The organism is Microbulbifer sp. YPW1 (assembly GCF_013367775.1).
Classification (GTDB): Bacteria; Pseudomonadota; Gammaproteobacteria; order Pseudomonadales; family Cellvibrionaceae; genus Microbulbifer.
Window position 1 is genome coordinate 3,607,156 of record NZ_CP055157.1, and the last position, 15,336, is coordinate 3,622,491.

Annotated in this window: 9 protein-coding genes; 5 read left to right on the forward strand and 4 right to left on the reverse strand. The window is 58.9% G+C overall.

Annotated elements, in window-relative coordinates:
* Positions 1 to 22 precede the first annotated feature (22 nt).
* Positions 23 to 982 carry a MoxR family ATPase gene (locus HUW35_RS14675; protein ID WP_181252993.1) on the reverse strand — a complete coding sequence of 320 codons (960 nt, stop codon included), beginning with the start codon at positions 980 to 982 and terminating at the stop codon, positions 23 to 25.
* A 270-nt stretch (positions 983 to 1,252) separates the two neighbouring features.
* On the opposite strand from HUW35_RS14675, the gene HUW35_RS14680 reads away from it, so the two are divergent.
* Both HUW35_RS14680 and HUW35_RS14685 read left to right on the forward strand, forming a co-directional pair.
* The gene (locus tag HUW35_RS14680; protein ID WP_181252994.1) at positions 1,253 to 6,139 is read left to right on the forward strand and encodes an NAD-glutamate dehydrogenase; all 4,887 of its coding nucleotides are present in this window, start codon (positions 1,253 to 1,255) and stop codon (positions 6,137 to 6,139) included.
* Between the two features lie 221 nt (positions 6,140 to 6,360).
* Positions 6,361 to 7,404 carry a quinone-dependent dihydroorotate dehydrogenase gene (locus HUW35_RS14685; RefSeq protein WP_181252995.1) on the forward strand — a complete coding sequence of 348 codons (1,044 nt, stop codon included), beginning with the start codon at positions 6,361 to 6,363 and terminating at the stop codon, positions 7,402 to 7,404.
* 233 nt (positions 7,405 to 7,637) lie between these two features.
* Here the strand turns inward: HUW35_RS14685 and rmf are convergent, their stop codons facing one another.
* Entirely contained in the window at positions 7,638 to 7,841 is a 204-nt protein-coding gene (gene rmf / locus HUW35_RS14690; RefSeq protein ID WP_181252996.1) for a ribosome modulation factor, read from the reverse strand.
* 356 nt (positions 7,842 to 8,197) lie between these two features.
* On the opposite strand from rmf, the gene rlmKL reads away from it, so the two are divergent.
* Positions 8,198 to 10,393, forward strand: coding sequence for a bifunctional 23S rRNA (guanine(2069)-N(7))-methyltransferase RlmK/23S rRNA (guanine(2445)-N(2))-methyltransferase RlmL (gene rlmKL / locus HUW35_RS14695; protein WP_181252997.1), 2,196 nt, complete (start codon positions 8,198 to 8,200; stop codon positions 10,391 to 10,393).
* Positions 10,394 to 10,422: 29 nt separating this feature from the next.
* Here the strand turns inward: rlmKL and HUW35_RS14700 are convergent, their stop codons facing one another.
* Together HUW35_RS14700 and HUW35_RS14705 are read right to left on the reverse strand one after the other, a co-directional pair.
* Complete coding sequence (locus HUW35_RS14700; protein ID WP_181252998.1) at positions 10,423 to 12,846, reverse strand: bifunctional serine/threonine-protein kinase/formylglycine-generating enzyme family protein; 2,424 nt, start codon at positions 12,844 to 12,846, stop codon at positions 10,423 to 10,425.
* Between the two features lie 17 nt (positions 12,847 to 12,863).
* Positions 12,864 to 13,805: a PP2C family serine/threonine-protein phosphatase gene (locus tag HUW35_RS14705; protein WP_181252999.1), complete on the reverse strand. Its 942-nt coding sequence runs from the start codon at positions 13,803 to 13,805 to the stop codon at positions 12,864 to 12,866.
* A gap of 346 nt (positions 13,806 to 14,151) precedes the next feature.
* On the opposite strand from HUW35_RS14705, the gene HUW35_RS14710 reads away from it, so the two are divergent.
* Together HUW35_RS14710 and HUW35_RS14715 are read left to right on the forward strand one after the other, a co-directional pair.
* Complete coding sequence (locus tag HUW35_RS14710) at positions 14,152 to 15,048, forward strand: FHA domain-containing protein (protein ID WP_181253000.1); 897 nt, start codon at positions 14,152 to 14,154, stop codon at positions 15,046 to 15,048.
* A 2-nt stretch (positions 15,049 to 15,050) separates the two neighbouring features.
* On the forward strand, positions 15,051 to 15,308 hold the full coding sequence (locus HUW35_RS14715; RefSeq protein ID WP_181253001.1) for a glutaredoxin family protein: 258 nt from the start codon (positions 15,051 to 15,053) through the stop codon (positions 15,306 to 15,308).
* Positions 15,309 to 15,336: the final 28 nt, after the last annotated feature.

Consider the following 15,336-nt stretch of genomic DNA (forward strand, 5'->3'; position numbering starts at 1 on the left):
CTCGAAAATCTGTAACGCTGACTTAAATGGCCGGGACCTGTTGCAGCAGGCGGTGAATGACCTGGTCTGCGCTGGCGCCGGCGGCCTCTGCTTCAAAGCTCAGCAGCAGACGGTGACGGAGCACATCCGGTGCGATGGCCATGACGTCGTCTGGTGTGACGTAGTCCCGCCCGGCGAGCCACGCATGGGCGCGGGCGCAGCGGTCCAGCGCGATGGTGGCGCGGGGGCTGGCGCCAAAGTCCAGCCACGCTGCCAGCTCGTCATCGTAGCGCTGGGGTTCGCGGGTGGCGATGACGAGTTGCACGATGTACGTTTCCACTGCTTCCACCATGGTCATGTCCAGAATCTCCTTGCGCGCGGCAAAGATGGTTTCCTGGCTGATGATGGACTCGGGGCGGCTCTCGCCGTGGCTGGCTTCGGAACGCGCCAGCTGAAGAATTTTTGTCTCTGCCTCGGCACCCGGGTAGTGCAGGTTCACCTGCATCAAAAAGCGGTCCAGCTGGGCCTCGGGCAGGGGATAGGTACCTTCCTGTTCAATGGGGTTCTGGGTGGCCATCACCAGAAACAGGTCCGGTAGCGAGTAGGTTTTGCGCCCGACGCTGATCTGGCGCTCGGCCATGGCTTCCAGTAAGGCGGATTGTACTTTGGCCGGCGCGCGGTTGATCTCATCCGCAAGAATCAGGTTGTGGAACACCGGTCCCGGCTGGAAATGGAATTCGCCGGTTTCCGGACGGTAGATATCCGTGCCGGTAATATCCGCGGGCAGCAGGTCAGGAGTGAACTGTACCCGGTGGAAATCCCCCTCAATGGCATCGGCGAGGGTTTTGATCGCCTTGGTCTTGGCCAGGCCCGGCGCCCCCTCCACCAGAAGGTGTCCATCGGCCAGCAAACCTATCAGAATGCGGTTGACCAGAACCTCTTGGCCAATAATCTGCTGCTCGAGCCAATCACCCAGAATTTTTATCTGTGGGCGTGTGTCCATATCGTCACTTCTTTTGCCAATTTCCTGTTTCAATACGCTGCCCGAGACGAGGGGCTATCTATCATCTTTATATATAGCTACTCGTCCGGATTTCGCGGGCAGGTTGATTTTAGCGGCGAATCGCCGTGAGGCAACCGCTGTGCCGGTTCGGGCACCCAAAAGACAGCAGAGTAGACAATTATTCTGACGTTTTGTTCTACCTTGATTCAGCAAATGTAGCATTCTGACGCGCGAATGCGGTCGCGCGGCGATGGGAGGAAGCACGTGAATATGGCGACGGTCATAACCGATAGCCGGGAGGAGCTGCTGGCGCAGGTCAGTGGGATCATAGGTGAAAAACTGGGCGATAAGGCGGGCCCGGTAGCGGCGTTTGCCGCACAGTTCCTGAACCAGTACCCGTTGGAAGACCTGGCGGGACGGCGCTTGGCGGATATTTACGGGTGTATCTACACCTGTTGGGACTTCATCCAGCAGCGTGCTGCCGGAGAGCCGAAGATCCGGGTGTTCAATCCCCGGCTGGAGGAACACGGCTGGGAATGTTCCCACACCGCAGTTTGCGTTCTGCAGCGCGATATGCCGTTTCTGGTCGACTCGGTGCGTATGGAAATCAATCGGCGCAATACCGTCATTCACTCCATCAAAAGCACCGTGATGCACATGCAGCGCGGCGATGACGGACGCCTGCAGCAGCTGCTTCCCCCGGTATGCCAGAGCGAAGAGGCGCGCCAGGACGACCCCTCGGTGACCAGTGAAGCGCTGATATACCTGGAAATCAACCTCGACACCTCTGCCTCCCACGCGTCAGAACTTAGCCGCTCCCTCAGAGAGATCCTCAGCGACGTAGAGCTGGTGGTCGATGACTATGTGCCGATGCTGGATACCTGCGCGGCGATGGAAGACCAGCTGCACGCGGGCCTCGCGGATAACGACGCCAACCTGGAGGAGGCGAGCGCGTTCCTGCAGTGGATGCGCGACGGAAACTTTACCTTCCTCGGCTACCGGGAATACGAGTTCTGCCAGCAGGGGGACAAGAAAGTACTGTGTGAGGTGGAGAGCCGCCGCCAGGGTATTTTCAAGAACCTGCAGCAACATGCGGAGCCGACGCCGGAATACGCCTTCAACGAGGGCAAGCAGCGGTTCTATCAAGGGCCGAACTTTCTCACTTTCGCAAAATCTTCAGTGAAATCCCGGGTGCATCGGGCGGCTTACTCCGACTACGTGAGTATCAAGCGCTACGATGCCGCCGGTGAGGTGATCGGCGAATCCGCCTTTATGGGCCTCTACACCTCACCGGTGTATACCGAAAGCCCGTCAAAGATCCCGATTATCCGCCGCAAGCTGGCTTCGGTGATCGAGCAGAGCGGCCTGGCGCCCAACAGCCACGATGGCAAGGCACTGAAGCGGATCCTTGATACCCTGCCGCGGGATGAGCTCTTCCAGAGCAGCACCCGCGAGCTGTACGAGACCACCCTGGGCGTGCTGGCGATGAATGAGCGTGCCCGCTTGCGCCTGTTTATGCGCAAGGACCCGTTTGGCAAGTTCGTCTCTGCCATGGTGTATGTGCCCAGGGACCAGTTCAACAGTGCTGTGCGTGAAAAGATCAGCGACCGCATCGCGCATGCGATCAATGCACTGGACTCCGATTTTACGACCTATTTTTCTGAATCGATTCTTGCCCGGGTACACCTCGTTTTCCGTGTAGACCCCAACGAGCCCGTGGAATTTGACGTAGCGCGACTGGAGGCGCAAATCGTGGATATAACCCGCAGCTGGGAAGATGTATTCCATAGATCCCTGATCGAAACCCATGGCGAGGAAGAGGGCAGCCGTCTGATCGGCACCTTCGGGCAGGCCTTCCCGGCGGGTTACCGCGAGGACTTTGAGCCGCGTATCGCCGTGCAGGATGTGATTTCCATCCAGGAGCTCAGCGAGAGCAATCGCGTTGCCATGAGCTTCTACCAGCCGGTGGGGGCAGAGCCCGGCAGCCTGCGCTTCAAGGTATTCAATATCGGTAGCGGCCTGACCCTGTCCGACGTGATCCCGGTGCTGGAGCACCTGGGCCTGCGTGTCATGGGTGAGTTCCCCTATACCATCCGTCCGCAAGGGCAGCAGGATGTCTGGATGCACGAGTTCCACCTGGAATTCGGCCTGCCCACCCGTGTTGATGCCCAGGCCTCGCGCTCCCTGTTCCAGGATGCGTTTGCCGCTATCTGGGACGGCGTGGCGGAGAGCGATTCGTTTAACCGACTGGTGCTGGCAGCGCGTCTCAACTGGCGCGAAGTCACCATGCTGCGTGCCTATGCGCGCTATCTCAAGCAGACCAAATTCAGTGCCAGCCAGTCGTACATCGCCGCGACGCTGGCCAACCATGTGGAGATCACCCGCAACCTGGTCGCCCTGTTCCGGGCCATGTTCGATCCGCGTATCAATTCCGCCGACCGCAACGACCAGTCCCGGGTAGAGCGCCTGATCAAGAAGATTCACGATGGACTCGATGGGGTAGACAACCTCAACGAAGACCAGGTGATCCGCCGCTACCTCGAGTTGATTCGGGCAACCCTGCGTACCAACTTCTTCCAGCTGGACGATCAGGATCAGCCCAAGGATTACATCTCCATCAAATTCAGCCCGCGGGATATTCCGAATATTCCGGAGCCGCGCCCCGAATTCGAGATCTTCGTGTATTCGCCGCAGGTCGAGGGTGTGCACCTGCGCGGTGGCAAGGTCGCCCGCGGTGGCCTGCGCTGGTCCGACCGGCTGGAAGACTTCCGTACCGAAGTGCTCGGTCTGGTGAAGGCCCAGAATGTAAAGAATGCGGTCATCGTACCCAGCGGTGCCAAGGGCGGTTTCGTGGTGCGCAAGCCACCGGCAGACAACAGTCGCGAGGCGTTTATCGAATCCGGTATCCGCTGTTACAAGACGTTTATCCGCGGCTTGCTGGATATCACCGACAACCTGGTAGATGGAGAGGTTGTGGCACCGGAGCGGGTGATCCGCCGGGATGAAGATGACCCCTACCTGGTAGTGGCTGCGGACAAGGGTACCGCCACCTTCTCGGATATCGCCAACGGCATTGCCGCTGAATACGGATTCTGGCTGGGTGATGCCTTCGCCTCTGGCGGCAGTAACGGTTATGACCACAAGAAAATGGGTATCACCGCGCGCGGTGCCTGGGTCTCCGTGCAGCGCCATTTCCGCGAAATGGGTATCAATGTGCAGGCCGAGAATTTCTCGGTCATCGGTGTGGGTGATATGGGCGGCGACGTATTCGGCAACGGCATGTTGTTGTCCGAGCATATCTGCCTGAAGGGTGCCTTTAACCATCTGCACATTTTTGTCGACCCGAACCCGGATGCATCCAGCAGCTTCCACGAGCGCAAGCGACTGTTCGAGATGCCCCGTTCCAGCTGGGCAGACTACAACCCGAGCCTGATCTCCAAAGGTGGTGGCGTTATTGAGCGCCGCGCCAAATCCGTGAAAATCACTCCGGAAATGCAGGAGGCATTTGCCATTACCGAGGATCAGTTGACGCCCAATGAACTGATCAGCGCGATGCTCAAGGCCCCGGTTGACCTGATCTGGAACGGTGGCATCGGCACCTATGTGAAGGGCAGCGGCGAGAGCCACGCCCAGGTAGGGGACAAGTCCAATGACAACCTGCGGGTCAATGGCAACCAGCTGCGCTGCAAAGTGTTTGGTGAAGGCGGCAACCTGGGCATGACCCAGCGCGGGCGTATCGAGTTCTCCCTGAACGGCGGGCGCTGTAACACCGACTTTATCGACAATGCCGGCGGCGTGGACTGTTCCGACCACGAGGTGAATATCAAAATCCTGCTGGACAAGGTGGTTGCCAACGGGGATCTCACCGACAAGCAGCGCAACCAGCTTTTGGAGGAAATGACCGAGTCCGTCGCCGAGCTGGTGCTGGACAACAACTACAACCAGACCCGCGCCCTGAGCGTGGCGGCCTATCAGGTGGGCGACCGCTTTGACGAGTACCGCCGCACGATCAACGCACTGGAATCCGAGGGGCGCCTGCGTCGTGCGCTGGAGTTCATTCCGGATAACGAGACCCTGAACGAGCGCCAGAACAAGGGCCAGTACCTGACCCGGCCGGAACTGTCCGTGCTGATTTCCTATGTCAAAGTGAAATTGAAAGAGGAATTGCTGCACGCGAATATCATCGACAACGAGCAGGTGCAGGAGGCGGTGGAGTCTGCCTTCCCGCCGGCCCTCGTGGCCCGCTATCGCGGGTTGGTCTACGACCACCAGCTGCGCCGGGAAATCGTGTCTACCCAGGTGGCCAATGAAATGGTCAACAGCATGGGGATTACCTTTTACCACCGCATTCACGGCGCTACCGGCGCCGGTATCGATAACATCGCCGCGGCCTATATCAGCGCGCGCGACGTTTACCTGATGCCGGAGTTCCAGGAGGGCGTTTCCCAGCTGGACTACCAGGTGCCCGCAGAGCTGCAGATGCAGCTGATGAACTCCATGATTGGCCGGGTGCGTCGCGCTACCCGCTGGTTTGTGCGCAATCGCCGCGGGGAGCTGGATCCGGCGCAGGAGTGCGCGCTGTTCCAGGAACCGGTACAGCGGGTAATCCGGGCGCTGCCGGAAGTATTGAGTGGCGAGCCCTTGCGCGAGTGGAAGGCTCGTCATGAGTTCCTGCTGGAATCCAAAGTGCCTGAAAAACTGGCACTGCTGGCAGCCTCGCCCACCTACCTGTTCTCTGCGCTGGGAATTTCCGAGTCCGCGCGGGTAAGCGACCGGCCGGTGGAAGAGGTGGCGAAAATCTACTTTGCGTTGGCTGACAGACTGGGCCTTTACTGGTTCGGCAACCAGATTATCGACCTGCCCGCAGAGAGCTACTGGGAGTCCCAGGCGCGGGAAACCAGTATGGATGATCTCGACAGCCAGCTTTCGCGTCTTGCCATCCACCTGCTGCGTATTGCCGGAGATGACGGCCTGGATGTGGAAACTGCGGTGGAGCGCTGGGTCGAAGTCATGGCGCAGCCGATCCAGCGTTGGGAAAGCCTGCTCAAAGAGCTCAAGGCTTCCCCGCATGGTGACTTTGCCATGTTCACTGTCGCATTGCGGGAGCTGATGTACCTGGCGAACGCAACCTCCGACCAGGAGACGCTGGCGGGCTAGTAGAGCTGGCGGTGCCTGCCGCCAGCAATCTGCCAAAGAAAGCCGTACAATAGGCGCGCCCGCACCCAGGGGTGCGGGCGCCGGTCTCGATACCGGTCACCTTGTCGTGCAGTTGCCGACAAAGTGCAGCACCAGTACAGCAGTGACTTCTCCCGCGCGGTGCACCGTCAAGTGCGCCGGGCGGGTGGAGGACGGAACCTATTGGAACCCAAGGGAAGCCCATGTATCAGCATATGCGCAAAGCCCTGTTTGCGCTTGACCCGGAGCGGTCACACCACCTTTCACTCGATGCCATCGGCGCAGCGGAGCGCCTCGGTCTCATGTCGTTGTTTGCCCGCCAGATTCCGGACGACCCGGTTGAACTGATGGGTCTGACGCTGCCCAATCCCGTGGGGCTCGCCGCCGGGCTGGACAAGAATGCGCAGGCATTTAATGGCCTTGGTGCATTGGGTTTCGGGTTTGTGGAAGTGGGTACCGTGACTCCGCGCCCGCAACCGGGTAACCCGCTACCGCGCCTGTTCCGCTTGCCGGAAGCTGAAGCCATCATCAATCGGATGGGCTTCAATAACGAGGGCGTCGACTACCTGCTGGAGCGGGTCAAGCGCCGACGCTACTCCGGTGTGCTGGGCATCAATGTCGGCAAGAACTTCGACACGCCCGTAGAAAACGCGGCCGATGACTATTGCCTGTGCATGGAAAAAGTCTACGCTCACGCCGACTACATCACCGCCAACGTATCCTCCCCGAACACCAAGGGCCTGCGTGACCTGCAGTTCGGTGACAGCCTGAGCAAATTGCTCGAGGCACTGAAAGAGAAGCAGCAGGCACTGGCGGCTGAACACGATCGCTATGTGCCGCTGGCCGTGAAGATTGCTCCGGATATGGATGCAGAGGCGATTGAGCAGGTGGCGAAAACACTGCGCGATCACGAGATTGATGGCGTAATTGCCACCAACACCACCATCGATAAGTCCTCGGTGGCAAACCTGGAGTTCGGCTCCGAGGAAGGTGGCCTGAGTGGGCGTCCACTGGCCGAGCGTTCCACCGAAGTTATCCGCATTCTGGCAAAGGCCCTGGATGGGGAGATTCCCATTATCGGCGTCGGCGGAATTTTTGATGGGGAGTCCGCTGCGGAGAAAATCCGTGCCGGTGCGACCGCTGTGCAGATTTATTCCGGGTTTATCTACCGAGGTCCTGCGGTCATTCGTGAAGCGGCTGCGGCCATTGCCGAATTGCACAAGGGCAGGGTGGTATCCCGGGATTGATCTTCACGGATGCCTTCTGGTATCCGGGAGCATTTAACTGCCAGAGCGGCAAAAAAAATCCCGGGTTGTCCCGGGATTTTTTTGCTCAACAAGCACGTGACAAACGGTATTTGAGCAAAACTATACAGAGCTATTTGGCCACCGCTAACGGTCCTACCACTTAATTAAGTGATAGCTGGGTATTGCCCGTGATTCAAGGGAAACCGGTGGTCGCTTGCAGTTGCCGATACGCGTTACATATTGACTATTCGCTGTGCCTGCGCGGCGGGTCCGAAACCGCTCCAATAGTCTTGTCGGCCCTGTCGCCAGCCATTAACCCACTCCTGGTGTAGCGAGCCGTTTTCGTGGGGACAGCTGTCGTGGTTTCTACCTTCCATGGCGGCAACGTAACCTTTGTGGAAAGCTCTATCGTTGGGATTACGTTTTTGGCGTTTCATAGATAGGGTACCTCGAGCATTTTTTTGACTTCGATCTTCAGTATTGACGATCAGTATCTGCGATCGGGATCAACATTTTTCCCCCTGCGCACTTTCCAGCTTATGGTGGAAGCTGTCCGGCGAGAAGAGTTGCAGTAAAGCAGATCACGGGCGGCGCCGGAACGAACAGTTTTTTCTGAAAACCCACGGCGTTAGGAGCAATCCGTCTAGGCCGGCGGCAACTGTTCTCACCCCGGCCGGGATTGGGAGAATGCTGTACCGGTTTCCGGTATGCTTGCGCCACCTGAACAGCCCCTTGGCCAGATTGACCGGGGCCAGATAGCCAAAATCGCCATTAACCGATAGAGATTCATCTTTTGACTGCCAAGTTTCCCTTTACCGCCACCTGCCCCAAGGGGCTGGAAAACGTGCTGGCTGACGAACTGCGCTCCCTTGGCGCAGCCGTCGAGCGCGAGCAGCCGGCCGCCGTCCGCTTTTCCGCAGATCTGGCAATGGCTTACCGCATCTGCCTGTGGAGCCGGATTGCCAACCGGGTACTGCTCAATGTGGGGCAGGCGCGTGTTGAAAATGCCGAAGACCTCTATCGCGCGGTGGTGGCGATTCCGTGGGAAGAGCACATCAGCCCGACCGGTGTGTTGTGGGTGAACTTCTCCGGTACCAACCGCGAGATACGCAACAGTCAGTTTGGTGGACAGAAAGCCAAGGATGCCATCGTTGACCGTTTGCGCCAGGCGACCGGTGCGCGCCCGGATGTCGACAAGCGGGATCCGGACCTGTCAGTGATGCTGCGCCTGCATCGCGACAACCTCGAGATCGCCATCGACCTGTGTGGCGACAGTCTGCACCGCCGCGGTTACCGCACCCACATCGGCGCTGCGCCGCTGAAGGAAAACCTCGCCGCCGCATTGCTGATGCGTGCCGGTTGGCCGCGTATTGCGGAAGAGGGCGGTGCGCTGCTCGATCCCATGTGCGGGTCCGGTACCTTTCTCGTGGAAGGGGCTCTGATGACCGCAGACGTCGCGCCCGGGTTGATGCGCGAGGGGTTTGGGTTTGAGCGCTGGCTCAACCACCAGAATGACCTGTGGTTGCCCCTGCGGGAAGAAGCGTTGCAACGGCGCGCGGAGGGGTTGGCAAAACCTCTGCCGGAAATTCGCGGATACGATGCGGACGCCAAGGTGTTGTTCGCGGCGGAGTCGAATATTGCCCGTGCCGGGCTTGAAAAACATGTGCGTGTAAGTTGCCGTCCCGTTGCCGCATTCAAGGTGCCCAGTCATCGACAGGTAAAACCGGGTCTGGTAATCACCAATCCGCCTTACGGTGAGCGTCTCGGCGAGCAGGAAGAACTGCGGGAAACTTATGCGGAGTTGGGGCGTCAGTTGAAGCAGGAGTTTGGCGGGTGGAAGGCCGCTATCTTTACTGGTAACCCGGAACTGTGCCATTCCACTGGCTTGCGCTCCCACAAACAGTACAAGTTGTTTAACGGCAGTATCCCGAGTCAGCTGCTGCTGTTTGATATCCACCTGCAATCGGACGCGGCCAATGGCGGAGACGGCAGCGGGCGGGCAGCGCCGCGACTTTCCGAAGAGGCACAAATGGTGGCCAACCGGCTGCAGAAGAACCTGCGGAATACGGGTAAATGGGCTCGGAAGAACGGTATCAGTTGCTATCGTCTATACGATGCCGATCTGCCAGAGTACGCCGCTGCTATCGACATCTATGAGTCTGTGGAAGGGCAGACTTACGCGCATATTCAGGAGTATCGCGCGCCCGCCAATATTCCCGAGCAAAAGGCCCGCGCGCGTTTGTCCGAACTGGTGCGGGCAACCCGCCATGTGCTGGAGTTGCCGGGGCGTAATGTTTCCATCAAGGAGCGTCGTCGCCACAGCCATAAAGACAGTGGTAGCCAGTATCAGAAGCGGGGCGAGGCCGCGCAATCTTTCTGGGTGGACGAATACGGGGCCCAGCTGGAAATCAATCTGTGGGATTACCTGGATACCGGCCTGTTTCTGGACCATCGCCCGGTGCGCCAGTACCTGAAGAAGCTCGCGGCGGGCAAAAAACTGCTTAACCTCTTCTGTTATACGGCAACTGCCACGGTGCAGGCCGCGCTGGGTGGCAGTAGCGAAAGTACCAGTGTGGATCTGTCCAAAACCTACCAGGCCTGGGCGCAACGCAATTATCGCCAGAACGGGCTGGACCCGTATCGGCATCAATTGATCGAGGCGGATTGTCTGCAGTGGCTGGAAGCGGCCCAGCAGAATCGTCGTGGTCACTACGATGTGATATTTCTCGATCCCCCCACCTTTTCCAACTCGGCGAAAATGCGTGGGGTGCTGGATATCCAGCGGGATCATGCTGATCTGATTCGACAGTGTATGGCGCTGCTGCGCCCGGGTGGCACCCTGCTATTCTCGAACAACCTGCGCAGCTTCAAAATGGACGGCGATGTGCAGGAGGAATTTGCCGTGGAGAATCTGTCATCCAGACTGCTGGATAAGGATTTTCAGCGCAATCCGAAGATACACAACGTGTGGGAAATCAAATCGCGGTAACCGGCCGGGAGAGGGTTATGGGGCTTTGCTCAAAGCTCCATAACCAACCGGAAGCCCACTTCTTTTGAGGCGGCCCGCTCGCTGAGACCAGTGCGGTAATCCGAGGTGATGTTGCGCAAAGGCTCACGCATGGAGCCGCCGCGTATTACGCGCAGGTCACAGTTTTTCAACTGAACCGGGCGTGCGTCATTGCGGTGATTGGTGAAGTCACCGAGGAAGCAGTCCTGCACCCATTCGCCCACATTGCCCGCGGTATCGTACAGGCCGTAGGGATTGGCCTTGTAATTACCCACCGGTGCACTGGAAATGCTGAACAGGGAATTGAATTCACTGGCGCACCCGCGGCGACAGTTGGCTTTGCCCTTGGCGCTGCCGTCGCCCCACCAGAAGGGAGAGTCGGTGCCACCGCGGGCGGCAAATTCCCACTCGGCTTCACTGGCCAGACGGTATTTCTGCCCGGTCTGCCCACTCAGCCATTCGGCGTAGTCCCGGGCGTCCTGCCAGCTCACATTAATTACCGGGCGGTTGCCCCGGCCCCAGTTTTCATCTGAAGGCAGTGAGTGGCCGGTGGCTTTGGCGTAGCGATCGTAATCATTGAACGTCACTTCGTGGGCGCCTATGGCGTAGGGACGATCGATAGTGATTTTGTGTTCCGGGCTGGTAAATGGACGACGCTTGTTGCCCATGGTGAATTTGCCGGGAGATACCACCACCATTTCGGGTCCTTTGCCACCGGAGGCGAGTGGTGACCGGAAGCTTCTGCCCGGGAAAAACTTGCGTTCCAATTGGACGGCCAGATTCACATCTGCATTGTCGATCTCTATCCAGCGGCGCACGCTGCTGTATCCGGCCTTGCTCACCTCAATATCGTAACGTCCCGGCTCCAGCGCAATGCCGGGCGTGTAGCGCGGCACGATGTTCATGATGCGAATGCGAGCGTCCTTCGGTTTCACCGATACCTTCAGGGAGTAGGTGGGCACCGGTTCCTCTACTGGAGGTTCGTCCTGCTCCACGCCTTGCTCTTGGGGCTGTTCTAAAGGTGCATCTGCGGCAGCTGCCTGTCTGGGGGAATCCGCGGCAGTGGACTGAGCGCCCAAGCTCGTCGCAGTCGGCACTTGTGCGGGCGGTACGGCAGTTTGTTCGCTGCGCATAACCGGGCGCAACTGGCGAGCCTCATCTGTCTCAGCGGATTGCAGTGGCCCAAGGATGGGCTCGCCCGCGGGTTGCGCACTGTCACTGCCTGGGGCAGGAGCGGGCAGCAGAATATTTGAGGTCATGTCGACAGCATCGTTTACCAGTACGGATTCGCTCTGCCACTGGAATTTATTGCTGAACAGACTGAATAACACCCAGACCAGAACCAGGCTGACGACGACCAGGCCCGCAAAATGTCGCGAGCGTTGTTTGATCGGCACACTCTGCTGCATCACTTGCTGGATGCGCATTATCGTCTGCTGTTCCGCGCGCGGGTTCTGCTGGTGCAATGGCTTGTCGCGCCAGCGTGCCCAGGCGGCGGTGATGCGGTCGCTGAGGGTTCCGTAGAGCGTCATCAGCAGTGCGCGCAGCAGGCTGGACACACGCACGGACGTGTTGCTCATCTTCGTCGTTGACGTCGGGGTTTTGCCATCCAGTGCCGCCAGCAGTTGATCGATGGCGTCCACCACATCGAGGCCGCGCTGAAAGCGCTGGTCCGGGTCTTTTGCCAGGAAGCCGTCAATCAGCCCCTGGTACAGGGAGTGACGCGCGGGCAGGCGGGGAATCGGATCGGTGAGATGCTTGATGGCAATGGCCACTGCTTCTTCTGCCTGGTAGGGCACCGCACTGGTGAGCATTTCGTAAAATACAACACCAAGGCTGTAGAGGTCTGCGCGGCCGTCTACCGCGGCACCGCGCGCCTGCTCGGGACTCATGTAGTGCGGTGTGCCAACCACCATGCCGGTATTGGTCATGCGGGTAGTGCGGGCGACCGCGCGCGCCACCCCGAAATCCGTCAGTACCGCGGAACCGTCTTCGCGAAACAGGATGTTCTCCGGTTTCAGGTCCCGGTGCACATAGCCCTTGTTACTGGCGTGATCCAGTGCCATGGCAATCTGGCGGGTAATGTGCAGGGCTTCCAGGGGCTCGAGGGCACCTTTGGTCAGCGCATCGGCAACCGAGCCACCCGGCAGAAAGTCCATGGCAATGTAGTTGAGGCTGCGGTAGCGACCGATGTCGTGAATGGCGACGATATTGGGATGGGAAAGCTGGCCGACGATATTGGCTTCGCGCTGGAAGCGTTCACTGAAAATGGGATCGGCGTTCAGCACCGGAGACATGACTTTAAGTGCTACCTGCCGCCCCATGCTGCGCTGGGTGGCGAGATAGACGGTAGACATGCCACCCTGATTAATTTTCTTCAGGATCTGGTAGCCGGGAATTTCCAGCGAGGCGGTGCCGCTGCTGACAACTTCCATTCGAGCCCGTTCCTAATTTATCCGTTCAGCAGCTGCCAGGCCGCATACGCACTTATTGATAAAATAATCGCAATTGTAGCGATTCTGGCAACCATTGTGCCTCGGGCAGAAAAGAAAAGGCGGGACTCAGGTTGCTCTGTAGGTGTGCGGGAGTTCTGATTTTCGTCATCTGGCGCAATAGCGTGCGGGGAGCTGATCACCTGTACGGTGATATTGTCGCGGCCGCCGGCATCCAGCGCCGCGGCAATTAAAAATTCGCTGGCGCGCTGGTTGTCCGGGTTGCGGGCAAGTACCTGACAGATTTCAGCCTCGCTGACATCATTGCTGAGGCCATCGCTACACAGGAGCAATTTTTGTCCGCTATTCCAGGAGAATGATGCGCGGTCGATTTCAAGGCTGGTATTAGCGGTACCGCCAATGCAGCGGGTAATAACGTGCCGATTCGGATGATTGGCGGCTTCTTCCTGATTGATAGCTCCGGAATCCACCAGCATCTGCACGTAGGAATGATCGACGGTGAGCTGCTTGAGGCTCCCGTGGGATTCGGTATTTTCGCCGGGAGGAGTCCAGAGGTAGGCGCGGCTGTCGCCGACCCAGTAGATATGAAAGTAACCGCCATCTTCCGCCACGACCACAGCGGTAGTACCCATGGCGGTTGCGGTGTTTTCGTCACCAACCAGCAGTGCGTGGGCCCGCCGCAGGGCCTGTTCATAATGGCGGTCGGTGGCGGAGGAACGTTGAATTTCTTCAACCACAGTCTGGCTGGCAATCTCTCCAGCCTGGTGGCCCCCAAGACCGTCTGCAACTACCCATACGCCCCGGGCCTCGTCGCCCCAGAAAGCGTCCTCGTTCTGTTCGCGGCGGTATCCGGTATGAGTGGCGCCCGCGCTGCGCTTCGTCGCGCTGATGGCGGGCTGGCTCACACCACTTGGGCGTTCCCGTACTTTGGCTTCACTCACTGGTATGCAACTACCTGTTACCTGTCGTTATTGTCGAAAGCGCCAAACCGCTCAATTCCATGCGGTTTTTACACTTCCATACTAGAGCCTGCAGGCATTGTAAGCTGCAAACGGAATCACAGGCCAATGAATTTGGCCGTGATAAACTAGCCAGACAAAAATCCCTCCCACCCCGACTATGTTGGTCTGGATGACGGGAAAAATAAGTTTGGGCTGAATATTCTGACAATACCTGTGGCCCCGGCAATCGCGTGCGCTGAGCAACTGGGCTCGACACGGGGATTAGGGGTGGTCATCAGGTGGTTAAAAATTGTACACCTTCGCGTGCTTTTAAGGAAGCCGGACAATGTTGAAACTTTGTGACGTAAAAGATGCCAGCCAGAGTGTATGGCTGGTGGCTCCCAAGGTGACCATCGGACGGGCCAGTCAATGTGACCTGACACTATCCGATGCTTCGATCGCCAAGCTTCATGCGGAGATCCTGGTAGATGGCGAAGAGCTTGAATTGCGCAACCTGGCCGGCAATGGCCAGGTGGCAGTGAACGGCAAGCCGGTAGAGGGTAGCTGCCGGCTGGCGCGCAACGACCGGGTGCAGCTGGGTGAGCGCAGTCTTGCGGTCGTGGACCCCAAGGTGACTCGCCTCAAGGCAGCCGGGGCCGCGGCCAATGTTTCCTGGGCGTTGCGCGCCAATCATCCGGCAATCGTCGGTCGTGTGTTCCCGGTACGTGAAACCAGCATCGTGGGGCGCTCTGATGAGTGTGATCTCACGTTTGCCATGTCTCATCTCTCCCGTCGCCACGCCCGCCTGGAAGTGCGCGAAGGCTTGCTGTTTGTGGTTGACCTGGGGTCAGCCAATGGCACCTACCTAAACAATCAGCGAGTCACGGAATGTCGCGTACGTCGCGGTGACGAGCTGCGTTTCGACAGCCTCAGTTTCAGTGTGGTGGGTCCGGCGGACGATATCGACAAAACCACCGTGCGCCAGGCGATCACCTTGCCCGAGTCCGTGCGGCAAAGCGCCTCGCTGGATCAGGCGATGCAGCGCGGACGCGCACGCAACGCCGCCGGCTCCGCATCGGAGCCAGATACTTCAGGTTACGGTGATGCCTCTAACAGCACCTATGCAAGTGCCTCGGCTGGAGAATCTGCCACGGCCGGCCGCGGCTGGATCTGGATTTGTGCGCTGGCAGCAGGCCTGGCAGCAGCGGGTTACTTCTGGGCCCAGAGCCAGGGATTGGTGTAGCGGTGACTGACCGCACACTGATTCTGTACACCACCCTCGGCTGCAGCCTGTGTGAGAAGGCCAAAGCGGAAATCTGGCCGGTGCTGGAGGCAAATCAGCTGCGTCTGGAGTCGGTGGATATCGCCGACGACGAGCAGCTGACCCGGCTGTTTGGCTGGAGTATCCCGGTGGTGGGGCTGGGGGATGTGGAGGATGTGCTCTGCTGGCCCTTTACCGCCAGTGAGCTGGCACAGTGGCTACAGGCGCGGCTCGGCGCCTGAAAGCTGCTTCTTCGATTTTTGTCTTTTC

What these genes read in the sequence shown, in the direction of transcription:
- HUW35_RS14675 (WP_181252993.1), bottom strand. Translation starts at nt 982, where the DNA reads ATGGACACACGCCCACAGATAAAAATTCTGGGTGATTGGCTCGAGCAG.
- HUW35_RS14710 (WP_181253000.1), top strand. Translation starts at nt 14,152, where the DNA reads ATGTTGAAACTTTGTGACGTAAAAGATGCCAGCCAGAGTGTATGGCTG.
- HUW35_RS14680 (WP_181252994.1), top strand. Translation starts at nt 1,253, where the DNA reads ATGGCGACGGTCATAACCGATAGCCGGGAGGAGCTGCTGGCGCAGGTC.
- HUW35_RS14700 (WP_181252998.1), bottom strand. Translation starts at nt 12,846, where the DNA reads ATGGAAGTTGTCAGCAGCGGCACCGCCTCGCTGGAAATTCCCGGCTAC.
- rmf (WP_181252996.1), bottom strand. Translation starts at nt 7,841, where the DNA reads ATGAAACGCCAAAAACGTAATCCCAACGATAGAGCTTTCCACAAAGGT.
- HUW35_RS14685 (WP_181252995.1), top strand. Translation starts at nt 6,361, where the DNA reads ATGTATCAGCATATGCGCAAAGCCCTGTTTGCGCTTGACCCGGAGCGG.